Genomic DNA, 18,209 nt, shown 5'->3' with positions numbered 1-18,209 from the left:
TTATGCTAAATTTTCTTCTTTTTGTAGAAGCATTTTATAAATTAATCCACCTACAATTGCACCTGCAATAGGAGCAACCCAGAATAACCATAATTGTGTTAAAGGCTCGCCGCCTACAAAAATAGCTTGTGATGTAGAACGGGCTGGATTTACAGATGTGTTAGTGATTGGAATAGAAATTAAGTGAATTAACGTTAAGGCCAATCCAATTGCGATTCCAGCAAATTTTCCGTTTGCAAATTTGTCTGTTGCACCTAAAATAACAATTAAGAAGAAGGCTGTTAAGACAAATTCAATTAAAAAAGCAGATAACATGCTGTAACCATGTGGTGAAAATGCGCCATATCCATTGGAAGCAAATGCACCAGCTTTGGTATTGTCAATAGCGAAATTTGCATTTCCAGAAGCGATTAAGTATAATACTCCAGCAGCAGCAATTGCTCCTAATACTTGCGAAATAATGTAAGGAAATAATTGTTTTCCGTCAAATCGTCCTCCAGCAAATAAACCGAAAGAAACAGCAGGGTTGAAATGTCCTCCAGAAATATGACCAACTGCGTAAGCCATTGTTAGTACAGTAAGACCAAATGCTAATGCAACACCAGCGTAACCAATTCCTAATTCGGGAATACCAGCCGCAAAGATTGCACTACCACAACCTCCTAAAACTAACCAAAAAGTACCGAAAAACTCGGCAGCATAATTTTTCATAAATGTTTTAATATTAAAAGTTTAGTTGGAATGAATTTAAGAAAATTTTAAGAAATAAAAACATTTTAAACATTTAAATTATTTCAATAAAAAAATCGCTCCGATTTCTCAGAGCGATTTGTATTTATAATATATTCTTTCTACAATAATTAATCCATATAAGCCTCAATAGGAGCACAAGTACAGATTAAGTTACGATCTCCGTAAGCATCATCAATACGAGAAACAGATGCAAAGAATTTACGTTCGCGAACCCATTCTGCTGGATATGCAGCTTTAGAACGAGAGTAAGGATATTCCCACTCGTCTGCCGTAATCAAGTGAATTGGGTGAGGCGCGTTGTGTAATACGTTGTTATCAACTGGATAATCTCCGTTTGCAACCTCATCAATTTCTTGACGAATAGAAATTAATGCATCACAAAAACGATCTAATTCTGCTTTGTTTTCAGATTCTGTTGGCTCAACCATCAATGTTCCAGCAACTGGGAAAGATACTGTTGGCGCATGGAATCCATAATCAATCAAACGTTTTGCGATATCCGTTACTTCGATACCAGCTTTTTTGAACGGACGACAATCTAAGATAAATTCGTGTGCCACTACATTGTTTCCATTTGTATATAAAATATCAAAATGTTTCTCTAAACGAGTTTTCATGTAATTAGCATTCAAGATTGCACCTTGTGTCGCTTTCAATAAACCTTCTGCACCTAACATTAAAATGTAAGAGTAAGAAATAGGTAAAATGAACGCAGAACCATAAGGAGCCGCAGCGAATGTATTTGTCGCTTCTTTTCCTCCAGTTTCGATTAATGGAGAAGATCCTAAGAAAGGCGCTAAATGTGCTTTTACACAGATTGGTCCTACACCAGGTCCTCCACCTCCGTGAGGAATAGCGAAAGTTTTGTGTAAGTTTAAGTGACAAACGTCTGCACCAATATTTCCTGGAGAAGTTAATCCAACTTGCGCATTCATGTTTGCACCGTCCATATAAACTTGACCTCCGTAAGCGTGAATCATTTCAGTAACTTCTTCGATATTGCTATCAAAAGCGCCATACGTTGATGGATACGTAATCATCAATGCAGCTAAGTTATCTTTGTGTTTTTCACATTTCTCTTTCAAGTCAACTAAATCTGTTTCACCAGATTCTAAGTTCTTCACAACAACTACTTGCATTCCAGCCATTGCAGCAGAAGCAGGGTTAGTTCCGTGAGCAGATTGTGGAATTAAAGCAACATTTCTGTGTCCTTCTCCCCTTGCTTCAAAGTAAGAACGGATTACCATCAATCCTGCATATTCTCCTTGTGCACCAGAATTTGGTTGTAAAGAAGTTGCATCAAAACCTGTGATTACAGCTAAATAATCTTCTAAGTTTTGGATTAATGTTTGGTAACCTTCTACTTGATCTTTTGGAGTGAAAGGGTGTACATTCCCCATTCTTTCCCAAGACATGTGTAACAATTCTGTCGCAGCATTCAATTTCATTGTACAAGAACCTAATGCAATCATCGATTGGTTAAGAGCTAAATCTTTACGCTCTAAACGCTTGATGTAACGCATTAATTCTGTTTCTGTATGATATAAATTGAAGTTTTCGTGTGTTAAGAAATCAGAAGTTCTGATTAAATCTTGAGGTAAATAAGAATCATCTACTTCAAATTCGAAACCATCTTCTGTATTTTTAATTGTTGCAAAAACACTTAAAATTTCGAAAATATCTTCTTCAGAAGTCATTTCATCAATTGTGATTGAAATTTTTCCGTTCTCGAATCCATTTACATTAATTTCTTCTTCAGCAAAAATCTTAACAATTTCGTCAGAGTTTTCAACTTCAATTTGAATTGTATCGAAGAAATTTGTATTTACTAATTTAAAACCTAAATGCTCTAAACCTCCGTGTAAAACAGCTGCTTTAGTATGGATTTGATCAGCGATATATTGTAATCCATCTTTTCCGTGGTAAACAGCATAGAAAGAAGCCATAACTGCTAACAATACTTGTGCAGTACAAATATTAGAAGTCGCTTTTTCACGTTTGATGTGTTGCTCGCGCGTTTGTAAAGCCATACGTAATGCATAGTTTCCTAAACGATCTTGAGAAACTCCAATAATACGTCCTGGAATTACACGTTTGTATTCTTCTGTACAAGATAAGAAAGCTGCGTGCGGTCCACCGTATCCCATAGGAACACCAAAACGTTGAGAAGTACCAATTGCGATATCAGCTCCCCATTCACCTGGAGGTGTTAATAATGTTAAAGCTAATAAATCTGTTGCAACAGCAACTTTTACATTAACTGCATTTGCTTTTTCTACAAATGATCTATAATTATTGATTTGTCCTCCTTTTCCGATGTATTGTACGATCGCTCCGAAGAATTCCTCTGTTAATTCTGTCGTTTCAAAGTTTCCAATAACTAATTCAATTCCTAAACCATGTGCTTTAGTTTCTAAAACCGCTACAGATTGAGGGAATAAATTATCTGCTACAAAAAATTTGTTGACATTGTTTTTCTTTTGATCACGAGAACGAGATTCAAATAACATGTGCATTGCTTCACCACATGCAGTACCTTCGTCTAATAAAGAGGCATTTGCGATAGGTAAACCTGTTAAATCAGAAATAACAGTTTGGAAATTTAATAAAGCTTCTAAACGTCCTTGCGCAATTTCCGCTTGGTATGGAGTATAAGCTGTGTACCAACCAGCATTTTCTAATACATTACGTTGAATTGGCGCTGGTAAAATTGTACCATAATATCCATATCCAAGATAATTTTTTACTTTTTTATTTTTTGAAGCGATTTCAGCTAAATGATTAATAGCTTCAAATTCTGATAAAGCTTCTGGTAAATCCAAAGCATTTTTCAATCGAATGTTCTGAGGAACTGTTGCCTCAATTAAAGAATCAATAGAATCTTTCCCAATTACAGAAAGCATTTCAGCTGCTTGCTGCGCATTGTTTCCAATATGTCTAATGGAAAAATCGTTTGTGTTCATTGTGTTTGCGCTATGTTTATTTTCGCGTAAAAATACGTTTTTTTATCTTAAAATAAAAGTGAATAACAATGTTAAAAATTAATTGAATGAATAGATTAGAATTTTATTTTTTTAGAAATAAATGTAAATAAAATCTTTCTTTTTTTTCAAAAAATAGTAATATTGGCAATAGAATTGAGATAAATAATTCGGTAGAATTTCTTAAATTTATTCTACGTTTAAAAAAATCTATGAAAACAAACGATTTTATGGAACTTAATGAAAATACTTCTGAAGTCAAAGAAGAGAAAAAATTTCCATTCTTAAAGAAATTGGAAATCATGATGGAAGAGGCGAAATTAGAGGATGCGAAAAAATCTAAAATGAAACGTGTTCATAAAAAAGGTAATTCGCAAATCGCTAAAAAAATGGGAGAAGAAGCTGTAGAAATGGTTATTGCTTCGGAACAAGATAATGACGAAAACTTTTTAGAAGAGTCTGCAGATGTTTTCTTTTATTACCTAATGGCTTTACATGCGCGTGGTTTTGAATTGAAAGACGTTTTGGAGATTTTAAAGAAAAGGCACAAAAAATAATTAACACCTTACACTGATATGCAAAAGGGCGGAACGTCGATGAAATTAATAATTGCTGCTGCAATTGTTATTTTTTCTGTTATAAAATATTTTTCTTCTTCTGAGGTCAATGAAATTACAGGCGAAAAGCAATATATTTCATTAACCAAAGATGATGAAATTGCTATGGGAATTAATTCGGCTCCGCAAATGGCTCAAGAGTTTGGTGGACTATCTCGCAATGCCCAATACCAAGAACTTGTAAAACGAGTGGGTGCGAAAGTGGTCAATAATAGTGATGCGCATAAAACGAATTATCCATTTCAGTTTTATGTGTTAGCAGATAATCGAACTGTAAATGCTTTTGCATTGCCTGGTGGACCAATTTTTATTACCGAAGCCTTGTTGACACGTTTGCAAAACGAAGATCAATTGGCTGGAGTTTTGGGACACGAAGTTGGTCACGTTATAGCACGTCATAGTGCAGAACAAATGTCGAAACAAGAACTTTCGCAAGGAATTGCAGGAGCGGCAGGTGTTGCAGCTGGAGATGCAAATTCGGCTTATTATGCACAAGTTGTTGCGAATATGGTGAATATGAAATATGGTCGTGATGATGAATTGGAGTCAGATGATTTGGGCGTTCGATTTATGATTCAGGTAGGATATAATCCAGAAGCATTGATTGGCGTAATGGATATTTTGGAAGAAGCTTCAGGAGGAAGCCAAGTTCCAGAATTTCAGAGTACGCATCCATCGCCATCAAACCGTCGCGAAAAAATAAAAGCTGCTATAGAGAAATATAGAAATCAGTAGATTTTAATTCGTTGTAATGATAAGAAAAATACTTTTATCAGTTCTTTTATTTACAAATATTACATTTTCTTATGCTCAAGATTATGATCAAATTAGCAAAGAAATTTGTAAATCAATTACAAAAGATCAATCATTATCAGGAAAAATAAAATTCTCAGATTTTAGAGATTTTATAAAAACGGATGCGGATAAATTTTTAATATCAGATGTAAATGTCTTTCAGTTCAATTTACAAAAGAGTTTGATTAAAAATTGTACTGAATTCTCTTTTATAGAGAATTACTCTTTGGTTCCCTTTTCAAATATTGTTGATTTAGAAAAAGTCTTTAATAGAGAAGATTTAGCAAAACTTGAAAAACAATTAAAGGAAATTCAAAAGACCAATCGTTTTCAGTTATTTATAATTTCTACGGATGATTATTTTCCAAATGAAAATATAACAGATTATTCATTTTCAATTCTTAATAACAATAGTTCGGATCTGTTTCAAAAAGGAAGTATGATAATTGTGTTTAATTTAAAATCAAGAGAAGTTAGAATTTCGACGAATAAGATTGCTCGAAATATAATTTCTGACGATTTTTCTCAAAAGCTAATTGATGAGCTAATTGTTCCAAACTTTAAAGAAGAAAAATATTTTGAAGGAATCAATGAAGCTATTGTAAAAATTAATGAAAAAATAGTTGTAGAAGATTAAATAATTTAAACAGAGTTAATAAATTGAAAGTCCATTTTTCTTTTCTTGAAGTATTATATCTTATTGTAGCAATTACTAGTTATTCATTCTTTTATCACACTAATGGTTTAGGATTTATGCAAGGAGATGATTTTAACTATGTTACTCAATTAGAGTCTTCTGGTAATGATGATGATTTTTTTGCAATTCTTACGGGAATTCTGGCTTTATTTTTCTTTATGATAAGTCTTTTTGTTAAAAGAAAATATTATGTGTTAGGAATAGCACTGTTTTGTATTAATTTCTCGTTTTTATTAATCCAAATGGGAGATTATTTTGTGACAATTATACACGGAAATATTGTATTATTTTTCTTACTATTAACTGTAATGGTAATGAATTTTCTTTTGATAAAAAGGATATATGAAAAAATAAAATAATTTAATCAATAAACTTTGCTTTCAATTCTGGAGTCGGAAGCCAACAACTTTCTTGTTTTCCAAACCAACGATAACGATTTTTCGCAATAAAACTATAAACCACATCGCGCAAAGGTTTTGGAACAATCATAAAAATAGTCAACCAAGAAGTTATTCCATCCAAATATTTCGAAATTTTAAGTGCAGCAGATGATTTGGTATAAAATTTATCATCTTCAATAAAAACGACAGAATCAAATTGAGTGGCATCCAAATTATTTTCTTTCAAGAAATTTTGCCCAAAATCAGATTGTAACGAAGCAAAACGAAATTGATTTTTTTTGTCATGTTCTATCACAAACTGAACAGATTGATTGCATAAATTGCAAATTCCATCAAACAAAATAATTTTCCTCGTTTTCATACAATAAATATACGCCAAAAGTAGCTAAACTCTAAAGGTTATTTTTAAATTAGCCAAAATTAACAATCAATCATGTTTAGCGAATATTTATTCCGAAAAGTTGATAATTCTCCACTTGTAATTTTCCGAATAATCTTTGGTTTATTAATTGTTGCAGAATGTTGGGGAGCCATTTTTACAGGTTGGGTACAAACAAATTTTGTTGAGCCGCACATTACATTTTCGTTCATCGGATTCGAGTGGACCAATGTTTTCTTGGGACAAAATATGATTTATTTATATGTGCTCATGGGAATTTTAGGCTGGTTTATCGTGTTTGGTTTTGCTTACCGATTTTCTATTATCGTATTTTCGATTTTATGGTCGTTGACGTATTTCATGCAAAAAACAAGTTACAACAACCATTATTATCTGTTTATGTTAATTTCGTGGATGATGACAATAATTCCTGCGCATCATTTCTTTTCGATTGATAGTTTGATTTTTCCGAAAATAAAACGTCTAACCATGCGCAATTGGGTGCCAACTTTATTTATTATTCAGTTATTGATTGTGTACACTTTTGCCGCTTTTGCGAAGATTTATCCAGATTGGTTTAACGGAGTTTTTTTACAAATGAAATTCCACGAATATGGCGATTTATTGACGACAAAATATAATCTTGTTGGTTTAGGAAAAGTTGTAAGTAGTTTAGAGTTTGCGCAAGTGTTTGCTTGGGGTGGTTTCTTTTTTGATTTATTGATAATTCCTGCAATGTTGATGAATAGAACGCGCGGGATTGCTTTTAAATGCGCAGTAGCCTTTCATATTTTCAATTCAGCAGTTTTCGGGATTGGGATATTTCCTTTCTTCGCTTTGGCAATGTTAATTTTCTTTTATGATCCCGTTAAAATTCAGGAAGTTATTTTTCCTAAAAAATCATTTATGATGGATCGTTCAGATGATGATAATTTATTGACAACTCGTCGTGTCATGTTCTCTTATTTGATGTTTTTCTATGTGATTTGGCAAATATATTTACCTGTTCGCCATTACTTTATTCCAGGAAATGTTTTTTGGACAGAGGAAGGTCATCGTATGGCTTGGCGAATGATGTTGCGTAACAAAGCGGGAGAAGTTGTGGTATATGTTTCGAAACCAGATCCACAGAAAAAAGGTAAATTCTTGAAACGCGAGAAAGTAGATTTGACTAAATATCTAACCTTTAAACAAATGTCAAAAATGGCGGTTAGTCCAGACATGATGTGGCAATTTGCACGCTATGTAAAGTATGATTATGCGAAAAATGGCGTGAATGATGTCAAAGTTTTTGTGGATGCGAAAGTTTCTGTCAATGGCAGCGATTATTATCAATTTACAAATCCAAATTACAATTTAGCTTACACAACTTGGAGTTATTTTGGACATCAAAAATGGATTCAGCCAACACCAAAAGAGTTGAATTTATCTTATTTTGAATAAATTTATGTAACTTTATAGGGCAACAATCAAAGAAATACAATTATGAAATATACATTATTCGCAATAGCTTTTTCGGCTTTATTATTTTCTTGTGGAAATAAAGAAGACAATGGAGTAAGTGCTTACAAAGGTTTGGATAAGCAAAAGCAAGAACAAAAAGATTTGGATAGTATTGGGAAAGAAGCACAACAAACGTTTGATGATTTCAAATTGGCGTTGTCGATGAAAGATACAACGACGACTAATTTTATTGTCAAACAAATGTATGATATTCCGAATGCGACGCAAAAAGAGCATATTTGGATTCGTGATGTATATTCGGATAACGATCAATTAAAAGGAATTGTAGACAACGTTCCGCAATACACAAAATTGGTGAAACACAATGATACAGTTGTGATTGATCCGACTAAATTATCGGATTGGATGTATTATAAAGGCGATAAAATGATTGGTGGATTTACAATAAAATATATGCGTAGTAAGATGACTGATGCGCAGAAAAAAGAGTTTGATAAACAATATAAAGTAAAGTTTGAGGATTAATTTCTGCTCAAAAATAATAAAATCAAAAAGGCAATCTTTCGTTAGATTGCCTTTTAATTTTGAAATTATTTTTTTGTTGGATCAAAACCATAAACATAATTATTGAGAAGTCCGTTTGAACTTTCTAATTCAACTATATCCATTAATTCTTCGATATAATTTGCAACTCTTGTTCGATTTTCTGTGTCTAAATCATATTTTTCAATCGTTTTTAAACTACTTTCAATTGCTTTAAGATAAAAATCGCTACTGGGATTTTTACTACTTTGAATAGATTCGAATGTTTTAGCAAGCTTATTTATTTCTTTTGTCAAATTAGATTGAATATTTTTATCCTCTAACCCAGGATAAAACAGAGATTCATCTTTATTAAACTTATCTTTTTGAGTAAATTCTGTAAACATTTTTTGAGAATCTTTGTTAATCGTTTTCTCTTGAGCACAAGAAAAAATACTTAAATTAAATAGTACAAAATATAGAATTGAAATTGTCTTCATATTATTTTCCTTAATCAATCAAAGACAATTGAATTTTACGTTTTTCTGTATCAATTCCAATTACAGTCACTTCAACTTGTTGACTCAAATGTACTTTTGAATTTACATCTGAAATAAATTCATTCGAAATTTTAGAAATATGAATCAAACCATTTTCTTTAATTCCTATATCTACAAAACAGCCAAAATTGGTTATGTTATTGATAATTCCAGGAACTTTCATGCCCAATTGCAAATCTTCGAATTTCTTTAATCGTTGGTCAAAACTAAAAACTTTAGCTGTAGAACGCGGATCTAAACCAGGTTTTTCCAATTCCTTTTTAATATCTTCCAAAGTTGGTAAACCTACTTTTTCGGTAATATATTTTGTCAAATCAAGTTGATTAATCAATTCTTTATTCTGAATCAAATCTTTCAAATCAACTTTCAAATCTTTCGCCATTTTCTCTACAAGTGCATACGATTCTGGGTGGACAGCAGAATTATCTAACGGATTTTTTGCATTCGGAATTCGTAAAAAAGCAGAAGCTTGCAAGAATGCTTTTTCGCCCAAACGAGGAACTTTTAGTAACTCTTTTCTCGAATTAAATGCACCATTTTCGCTTCGATATTCTACAATATTTTCAGCCATTTTTTCGCCAATTCCAGCGACATAATTTAGCAAATGTTTACTTGCAGTGTTCAGATTTACACCAACTTTATTCACACAGAAAGAAACAACATCATCCAACTCATTTTTCAATAAAGTTTGATCGACATCATGTTGATACTGACCAACTCCAATCGATTTTGGCTCTATTTTTACCAATTCTGCCAAAGGATCTTGTAAACGACGACCTATAGAAACAGCACCGCGAACGGTAACATCTTTATCTGGAAATTCGTCGCGTGCAATTTTAGAAGCCGAATAAATCGAAGCTCCAGCTTCATTCACAACAAAAACTTTTAGCGGACGATCAAATGCAATGTTCTGAACCAAATTTTCTGTCTCGCGAGAAGCAGTTCCATTTCCTATCGAAATTGCATCAACATTATAAGCATTGACAAGCGATTTTATTTTTTTGATGGCTTGTATTTTTTCATTTTGCGGCGCATGAGGATAGATGTTTTCGTTGTGCAACAAATCACCTTGTTCATCTAACACTACAACTTTACATCCCGATTTGTAACCTGGATCTATTGCTAAAATTCTTTTTTCTCCCAAAGGAGGTGCTAAAAGCAATTGATTTAAATTTTTCGAAAAAACATTGATTGATGTTTCATCTGCTTTTTGTTTTGCCTCTTTCAACACTTCATTTGAGATTGAAGGAGCTAAAAGTCGTTTGTACGCATCTTTTATCGCTTCTTCAATAACCCAAGAAACTTCTGGTTGAATAGATTTGATCAACGTATACTCCAAAAATTTGAAAGCTTCTTTTTTATCAATTGATACATTTACTTTCAAGAAATTTTCATTTTCCCCACGTAAAATAGCTAATAATCGATGTGAAGCAATTTTTTTCAATGGTTCCTCATATTCAAAATAATTTGAATATTTAGCCGAATCTTCATCGTCTATTTTAGATTTGACCAATTTACTTTCAATCAAAGCAGATTTTCTGAAAATGTCTCGTAATCGATGACGCACATACTCATTTTCATTGACCCATTCTGCAATAATATCTTGAACACCCGCAAAAGCATCTTCGATACTTGTCACATCTTCATTCAGATATTTTTTTGCTAAATCATCTAAATCAGGAATATTATTTTGTTTCATGATGATTTTCGCCAAAGGCTCTAAACCTTTTTCTTTCGCAATGGTCGCACGTGTTTTTTTCTTCTTTTTATAAGGAAGATATAAATCCTCTAATTGAACCAAATCAAAACTTTTCTGAATACGTTGTTGTAATTCATTATTCAATTGATTTTGTTCTTCTAATGTTTTTAAAATAAATTCTTTTCGAGAAACAATTTCATTGTACTGATTTTGCAGTTTTTTTATAGCAGAAATTTGAACCTCATCAAGATTTCCTGTGACCTCTTTTCTATATCTTGCAATAAAGGGTATGGTGTTATCCTCATTCAAACAATTTACTGTATTGTTGATTGATTTTTCTGAAATAGAATTAAGATGTTGATGAATGTATTGAATCAAATTCATGTTAAAAGTTTGGTCTTGCAAATTACTATTTTTCACAAACATAAAAAATAGCATGTTTTATTTATATAGGTCGTATTTAATAGAGTACTTTTTTTATTTATTTAATCTAATATTTAGAGTTTTTTATATCAGTCTTATTTCAAATAAAAAAAAATAATAAAAAAATTCTAAAAAGTTTTGGAGTTTATTAAATTATTTCTAAATTTGACCTCAGGTAGTAGAGAGTAAGATTGATTTTTTTTAATGTTAAATTTATACTTACTAGTGTAAGTTTTTTTTAAAAATCAATTGGGTTTAAGCTGAGGAGCTTAAACCCGTTTTTTTTTTATACAACTTTCTTATCTTTGAGCAAATATATCTACAGAATGGCTCGTATAAAATTAGATTTTTCAGACAAATTTTTATTTTCAACAATAATACCAGTACGCATAACTGATCTCAATTATGGAAATCATTTAGCAAACGATAAAGTATTGTCCATTATACATGAAGCACGAATTCAGTTTTTTCAACATTATGGCTATTCAGAATTAGATCTTGGAGGTGTAAGTGTGATAATGGGTGATGTTGCAATCGAATATAAAAATCAAGCTTTTTATGGAGATGAATTGTTGATTGAAATTGGTGTGCAGGACTTTTCGCGCGTTAGTTTTGATATCATCTATAAAATTTCTACAAAAGATAAATTAATTGTAAAAGCTAAAACAGGAATTGTAACCTTCGATTATCAGCAAAATAAAGTGGTTGAGGTTCCTCAAAAGATAAAAGATCTTTTCGAAGTTGTATAATCTTATAAATTAATTACGCTAATCATTTAAGTCTTTGTAAATTTGCACCGAGTTATGAAGATTTTACCATATAAAAATTTATTTGTCGGAATTACCGACACATTGCAACAAATTTTCTTCGAAGGAAAATATGCAGATAAAGAAGTTGAACGAACATTGAAATCGAACAAGCAATGGGGAGCGCGTGATCGTGCTTTTATTGCCGAAACGGTTTACGATTTAGTTCGTTGGAAACGTTTGGTTGAAGGTGCAATGAGCCGTCCGCTTTCTCCTGATACAATTTGGGAGTTTGTTGGAACTTGGTTTGCTTTAGATCCAGAACAAACGTTACCAAAATGGGAAGAATTTCAAAAAATCTATCCAAAAGAAGTCTTGAAAAGACATCACAATTCGTCTAAAAATGTTGCGGTTGCAGAATCGTATCCAGATTGGATGTTCGAGTTAGGAGAGAAGTCTTTGGGAAATCGTTGGTTAGATGAAGTACATGCAATGAACTCGCAAGCGCCAACAGTTTTACGTGTCAATTCATTGAAAACAGATCGTAAAACATTGCAAAAAGCATTGAAAGAGCGTAGAATAAAAACGAAAGTTTTATCGAAATATCAAGATGCTTTAGAGCTTGAAGAGAAAACAAATATTTTTCGTACAGATGAATTTCAGAATGGTTGGTTCGAAGTTCAAGATGCAGGATCACAATTAATTGCGCCATATTTACGTGTTCAACCAGGAATGCGTGTGGTAGATGCTTGTGCTGGTGCAGGAGGAAAAACATTGCATTTAGCTGCTTTGATGGAAAACAAAGGGCAAATTATTGCAATGGATTTGTACGATTGGAAATTGAAAGAATTGAAACGTCGTGCAAAACGTAACAATGTGCAAAATGTACAAACAAAGGTAATTGAAGCAAAAACAATCAAGCGTATGGAGAACTCTGCTGATCGATTGTTGATAGATGCGCCTTGTTCTGGAATGGGAGTTTTGAAACGTAATCCTGATGCAAAATGGAAATTAAGACCAGAATTTATTGACGAAATTTTAGCAACGCAAGAAAAAATCTTAGCTGATTATTCTAAAATTATTAAAGTTGGTGGAATGATGGTTTATGCAACTTGTTCTATTTTACCACAAGAAAATGAGCAACAAGTAGAAAAATTCTTGAAAAATCATCCAAATTATAAAATGGTTTCAGATAAAATGCATTATCCATCTCAAACTAATTATGATGGATTTTACATGGCTTTGATCGAAAGAATTTCATAAGCTAATAATTATATAAGATACAAAACCTCGAATTTATTCGAGGTTTTTTTGTTTTATATAAATATGAATGAAATCCAAGTATGATTAATAACTCATTATTTATAATTCTTAATTAATTTTAAACCTCACTCGTCTATTCTCAAAATTTTTCCAATCAATACAATTTGTGGCAGGATTACATTCTTTGTATTTCAAATCCGAAAAACCTTTGGCAGAAATTGAAAAACGATTTTTATTCAGACCTTTTTCTGCCAAATAATTCAATACAGCATTTGCTCTTCGTTGTGATAAATCGAAATTGTAAGATTCAGTTCCAACTGCGTCTGTGTGACCTTCGATGATAAAATGATGTGATGGATTTCGTTTCATAATTGCAACAACTTCATTCAATTTTGGATAATCAATCGCTCTGATTTCAGCTTTATCAAAATCAAATTCGACTGTTTCCATCAAATAATTTGAATAATCTTGAACATAATTTCCAATCATTTTATCACTCAAATTACTTTCAGGACAACCATTTCCAAAACGATTTCCTTTTATATAAGGACATTCATCCTCAATATCCATCACGCCATCGCCATCTGTATCATAATCATTGTTGTAATTTTCTACATTTCCTTTTTGAATCAATAAATTATAAGGTGTTGAAATATTAAATTCAGTTCCAATTTTCTCAATTTCTTTTCGATATCGTCCATCTTTTTTGCACATTTTACCGCAACGCTCTTCATCTTTTAAGAGATAATCGATCTTTTGTTTTGCCCAATAAAACTTAATTGCTTCTGTAAATTCACTTGGATTTGGTTGTTTAATCTCAAAGTTTTGAGTGAAATTTTGGTTGGATTGGTGACCAATAATTTCGATTTTTTTTGGATAACGACGATTACAATCTCGTGAAACAAAATTGACCGAATTTTGAGCTAAATACGTATTGAAATTCTTCGGAAATGTTTCGTTGAGGTTGATTTGGGAGGATTGAACTTTAAGATGATAAATAGAAGAATTTAAAACAGCTTGCTGAAATTGAACTGTTTTTTGATTCAATTCCTTTGGTTCATTGACCGTAATAGGAAGCGTTCCTGTTGCCAAACTAATAAAATTCATCGTTTGATAATCCAATTCTTTTCCAATTCCTAAAGTTATAAATTGTGTGTCTTTTGCATAATTTCGAAGTGAATTGTAAATAGTTTCATTCAAATTCATCGCTCCATCCGATATAATAGCGATGATTCGTTTATAGTTTTTATCAAAAGGATTTTTCTGAATTTGCTCTATTGCTTCGTCCAATAATTTTTCGCCAGTTCCATTCAAAGAATTAATTTTTTCTAAAGCTAAATTGATGTTTTCTTTGGTTGAAAATTGAGATTCTTTAAAAACTAATTCATTTTTTGTCGAATAAATTAGCACATTAAATTTATCTGTTTCGGTTAAATTTGGTAAAATTTGATTCATCAATTTTTTGATGGTTTCAATTGGTTGATTCATCATTGATCCAGAAGCATCTAAAACAAACAAAAACTCTTGAGGGGCATTAAAATTTGAATTACTTTTCCTAGGATTTATTGTTCCTAAAATATAATCGCAACCATTTTCGGTAAATGTTTCAATTCCGGTTTGTAGTTCATTTTTTGTATAAGCATATTGAAGAGTTGGAATCTTTTTATCCGAATTTTTTGAAACATAATTTCGATCATTTTCCTTTGAAAAATTTAAATCAGAAACAATTTTTGAAATTGGAAAATTTCCAGAAAGATGAATGTTAGAATTTATGTTTTTCGGAAAACCATTCAATTGATTGTTCCAACGATGAATTTGCGTAAAAGATTCTGTTCGTTTGACGATAAATTCTGGAAACGAAACTTGATAATTCAAACTATTTTCTTCTACAATTTTCGAAACTTTTAACTGAATTTTTAGTGTGGCATTAGCAGGTATTTTTCCTAAATCTAACTGTAAAACTTGATTGTTTTGTTGATTTTTAAAAATAGTTGAAGCGTCAATATTTTTTAACTCTTTTCGAATATCTACAATTGATTTGGATTGAATTTCGAAAACTTTATCATTAACAAAAGCTTTTAATTCGTAGACATTTTGAGAAGCTTGATAAGGATAAATAAATTTAGCCAAAATATCTTCCGAAGAATTGTTCTGAAAGGTAAAATTATGACTCAAATTTCCCAATAAATGATGAAATTTGTAGTTGTTTTCGAGAGAAATTGCTTCTATTTTTTCAAAATCTTCCTCATTTTTAAGTTCCAAATACGGAAAAATTTGCTGTGCACAACAAAATGTATTCAGTAGAATAAAAAAGATGGGAAAAAATAGATTTTTTGCGTTCAACGAATCAATTTTAAAAATTCAATGTAAAGATAATGAAAGAATTGATGTGTTTTCTATCATCAGTTATTGTAAAGTTTAATGTATATTTAATAAATTATCAAATCAGAAATAATTATTCAATCATATCTAAAAAAGATTGGTTTAATAATTGCATCGTTCAGATTTAACAAAAAAGTTAAGTAAATTTGCACTTTATTTTACATAAAAGATGAATTTTAATTTCACAGAAGTTGAAAGAGTAGAAAGTATTTCTGCAAAAGATTTTCAGAAATATTACGTTAAACCTCAAAAACCAGTTGTAGTAGAGCGAATTACAGAGGATTGGCCTGCGTACGAAAAGTGGAATTTTGAGTATATAAAACAAGTTGCTGGCGACAAGGTTGTCCCTTTATATAATAATGATCCGGTTGATTATACGAAGAAAGTAAATGAACCAGTTGCAAAGATGAAAATGTCTGAATATGTGGATTTGTTGCAAAGTGAACCGACAGATTTGCGTATATTTTTGTATAATTTGATGAGTCAAGTTCCGCAATTGCAACAAGATTATAAAATGCCAGATTTGGGTTTGAATCTTTTCAAATCGATGCCAATGTTATTTTTTGGAGGTGAAGGATCGAATGTTTTTATGCATTATGATATCGATTTAGCGAACATTTTGCATTTTCATTTTGCAGGAAAAAAACGTTGTATTATTGTTCCGCCAGAGGATTCGAAATACATGTACAAAATTCCGCATTCGGTAATTTGTAGAGAAGATATTGACTTTGATAATCCAGATTTTGATAAATGGCCAGCGTTGAAAAATATCAATCCTATGGTTGCTGATTTAAAACACGGAGAAATGCTTTATATGCCAGAAGGTTGGTGGCATTACATGAAATATTTGACGCCAGGTTTTTCGATGAGTTTGCGTTCGTTAGCACATAAACCAAAGCATTTATCAGAAGCTATTTATAATGTTTTTTTGATGCGTACGTATGATAATATTATGCGAAAAATAAAAGGTCAGGCTTGGATTCTTGAAAAAAATGAGCGCGCAATTACACAAACAAATAAATTAATTGCGAAATAAAAATACAGTTTTTAGAAAAATTTTCTAAATGAAGGAATGTCTATCGAAAGATGTTCCTTTTTTTATTCTACTGTCCTAAAAACTTATAAATCAATAAATATTTGATTTTCATGTTTTAAAATTTCGATAGATATTTGCAGAATATTTTTCTGAATTTTTAGTAATATGATCATAAAAAAAGGAAATTTTTGGGCTTTATTGCCTTTAATCATTTTCATACTTGTCTATTTTTCGGCATCTATTTATCTAAACGATTTTTACTCCGTTCCAGCATTGGTTGTTTTCATGTTGGCGCTCGTAATTGCATTTGTTCAATTCCCTAAGGTTTCATTTCATACGAAAGCCGAAGCTTTTTGTAAGAATGCAGGTGAAGAAACCATTATGTTGATGATTTTAATTTTTCTTCTCGCTGGAGCGTTTGGAAGTTTAGGGTCTACAATTGGTGCTGTAGAATCAACAGTTAATTTATTCTTGAATTACCTTCCAGCTTCCTTTATTGTAGCAGGATTCTTTTTGTTGTCTTGCTTTATATCGACGGCTTTGGGCACATCGGTTGGAACAATTGTAACCGTTGCGCCGATTGCAGTACAAATGGATAAAATGATTCCAGGTTCTATGCCAATTTTGTTAGGCGCAGTGGTTGGTGGAGCAATGTTTGGCGATAATTTATCATTTATTTCTGATACAACAATTGCTGCAACACGCACGCAAGAAGTTAGTATGAAATCTAAATTTAAAACTAATTTTCGAATAGTAGTTCCAGCAGCTATTGTTTCGACGATTATATATTTTTCACTTTCTCAACATTTTGACACAACCAATTTTCAAGGAAAACAGTTAGATTTTGACTTGATTTTAATCTTACCTTATCTATTAGTTTTTGGACTTGCAATGTCTGGAATCAATGTGATTTGGGCTTTAATTGTAGGAATTCTATCATTTCTTGGAATTGGTTTGTTCTATTCAGGTGTACCTTTACTAGACTTAGTTTCTTCTATTAATGAAGGTTTCAAAGGAATGTTTGAGTTGAGTATTATTTGTTTAATCATTGGCGGAATTGTCGGAATTATTCGTCTAAATGGTGGATTAGATTTTATCATTTATCATCTAACCAAAAATATCAAAACTAAACGTCAAGCTGAGATGAGTATTGCGTCGCTTACGGCTTTAGCAAATGCTTGTTTGGCAAATAACACGATTACAATTTTGATTTGTGGTAAAATCGCAAAAGACATTTCTGATCATCACGATTTAGAAGGTAGACGTGTGGCGAGTATTTTGGATACAGTTTCATGTTTTGTACAAGGGATTTTACCTTATGGCGCACAAGTTTTAGCAGCTGTTGCTGCTGCAAATACAATTTCAAGTGCAACAAAAGTTTCTTCTGTAGATGTTTTATCTAATTTATATTATCCATTTTTAACAGGAATTTGTACGCTTATTTTTATCTTATTTTTTCAGCCAAAATCATTCAAAAAATAGATTGATGTA

At 31.6% G+C, this 18,209-nt stretch carries 15 protein-coding genes; 9 read left to right on the top strand and 6 right to left on the bottom strand.

Annotation, left to right across the window (positions count from 1 at the left end):
- Positions 1–711 carry an aquaporin Z gene (aqpZ, locus tag B4A23_RS11750; protein WP_291120248.1) on the bottom strand — a complete coding sequence of 237 codons (711 nt, stop codon included), beginning with the start codon at positions 709–711 and terminating at the stop codon, positions 1–3.
- A 149-nt stretch (positions 712–860) separates the two neighbouring features.
- Complete coding sequence (gene gcvP, locus B4A23_RS11745; RefSeq protein ID WP_291120245.1) at positions 861–3,716, bottom strand: aminomethyl-transferring glycine dehydrogenase; 2,856 nt, start codon at positions 3,714–3,716, stop codon at positions 861–863.
- Between the two features lie 230 nt (positions 3,717–3,946).
- Between gcvP and hisE the strand changes: the two genes are divergently transcribed.
- Genes hisE through B4A23_RS11730 form a run of 3 tightly spaced genes read left to right on the top strand, consistent with a single transcriptional unit; the run spans position 3,947 to position 5,783 of the window.
- Positions 3,947–4,291, top strand: coding sequence for a phosphoribosyl-ATP diphosphatase (gene hisE, locus B4A23_RS11740; protein ID WP_135836004.1), 345 nt, complete (start codon positions 3,947–3,949; stop codon positions 4,289–4,291).
- Positions 4,292–4,309: 18 nt separating this feature from the next.
- Complete coding sequence (locus tag B4A23_RS11735) at positions 4,310–5,086, top strand: M48 family metalloprotease (RefSeq protein ID WP_291120242.1); 777 nt, start codon at positions 4,310–4,312, stop codon at positions 5,084–5,086.
- A gap of 16 nt (positions 5,087–5,102) precedes the next feature.
- Positions 5,103–5,783 (top strand): TPM domain-containing protein, encoded by a 681-nt coding sequence (locus tag B4A23_RS11730; protein WP_291120239.1) that lies wholly within the window; start codon positions 5,103–5,105, stop codon positions 5,781–5,783.
- Positions 5,784–6,203: 420 nt separating this feature from the next.
- Here the strand turns inward: B4A23_RS11730 and B4A23_RS11725 are convergent, their stop codons facing one another.
- Positions 6,204–6,605, bottom strand: a complete 402-nt coding sequence (locus B4A23_RS11725) for a thiol-disulfide oxidoreductase DCC family protein (protein ID WP_291120236.1) — start codon at positions 6,603–6,605, stop codon at positions 6,204–6,206.
- Positions 6,606–6,677: 72 nt separating this feature from the next.
- On the opposite strand from B4A23_RS11725, the gene B4A23_RS11720 reads away from it, so the two are divergent.
- Entirely contained in the window at positions 6,678–8,066 is a 1,389-nt protein-coding gene (locus B4A23_RS11720; protein WP_286513018.1) for an HTTM domain-containing protein, read from the top strand.
- Between the two features lie 42 nt (positions 8,067–8,108).
- Complete coding sequence (locus tag B4A23_RS11715) at positions 8,109–8,612, top strand: DUF2314 domain-containing protein (protein ID WP_291059334.1); 504 nt, start codon at positions 8,109–8,111, stop codon at positions 8,610–8,612.
- A gap of 65 nt (positions 8,613–8,677) precedes the next feature.
- Here B4A23_RS11715 and B4A23_RS11710 read toward each other — a convergent pair whose 3' ends face one another.
- Positions 8,678–9,109, bottom strand: coding sequence for a DUF4844 domain-containing protein (locus tag B4A23_RS11710; protein WP_180906005.1), 432 nt, complete (start codon positions 9,107–9,109; stop codon positions 8,678–8,680).
- Positions 9,110–9,119: 10 nt separating this feature from the next.
- On the bottom strand, positions 9,120–11,252 hold the full coding sequence (locus B4A23_RS11705; protein WP_291120232.1) for a Tex family protein: 2,133 nt from the start codon (positions 11,250–11,252) through the stop codon (positions 9,120–9,122).
- A 344-nt stretch (positions 11,253–11,596) separates the two neighbouring features.
- Here B4A23_RS11705 and B4A23_RS11700 point away from each other — a divergent pair, with 344 nt between their 5' ends.
- Both B4A23_RS11700 and B4A23_RS11695 read left to right on the top strand, forming a co-directional pair.
- Positions 11,597–12,040, top strand: a complete 444-nt coding sequence (locus B4A23_RS11700; protein ID WP_291120230.1) for an acyl-CoA thioesterase — start codon at positions 11,597–11,599, stop codon at positions 12,038–12,040.
- 54 nt (positions 12,041–12,094) lie between these two features.
- Positions 12,095–13,300: an RsmB/NOP family class I SAM-dependent RNA methyltransferase gene (locus tag B4A23_RS11695; protein WP_286475164.1), complete on the top strand. Its 1,206-nt coding sequence runs from the start codon at positions 12,095–12,097 to the stop codon at positions 13,298–13,300.
- 108 nt (positions 13,301–13,408) lie between these two features.
- On the opposite strand, the gene B4A23_RS11690 is transcribed toward B4A23_RS11695, so the two are convergent.
- On the bottom strand, positions 13,409–15,562 hold the full coding sequence (locus B4A23_RS11690) for an OmpA family protein (RefSeq protein WP_291120225.1): 2,154 nt from the start codon (positions 15,560–15,562) through the stop codon (positions 13,409–13,411).
- A gap of 289 nt (positions 15,563–15,851) precedes the next feature.
- On the opposite strand from B4A23_RS11690, the gene B4A23_RS11685 reads away from it, so the two are divergent.
- Both B4A23_RS11685 and B4A23_RS11680 read left to right on the top strand, forming a co-directional pair.
- A complete protein-coding gene (locus B4A23_RS11685; RefSeq protein ID WP_180906010.1) occupies positions 15,852–16,718 on the top strand; it encodes a cupin-like domain-containing protein in 867 nt (288 codons plus the stop codon).
- 165 nt (positions 16,719–16,883) lie between these two features.
- Positions 16,884–18,200, top strand: a complete 1,317-nt coding sequence (locus B4A23_RS11680; protein ID WP_180906011.1) for a Na+/H+ antiporter NhaC family protein — start codon at positions 16,884–16,886, stop codon at positions 18,198–18,200.
- The last annotated feature ends 9 nt before the right edge of the window (positions 18,201–18,209 follow it).

The organism is Empedobacter sp. UBA7248 (assembly GCF_002472945.1).
Taxonomy (GTDB): domain Bacteria; phylum Bacteroidota; class Bacteroidia; order Flavobacteriales; family Weeksellaceae; genus Empedobacter; species Empedobacter falsenii_C.
This window is presented reverse-complemented; position numbering and strand designations above follow the sequence as displayed.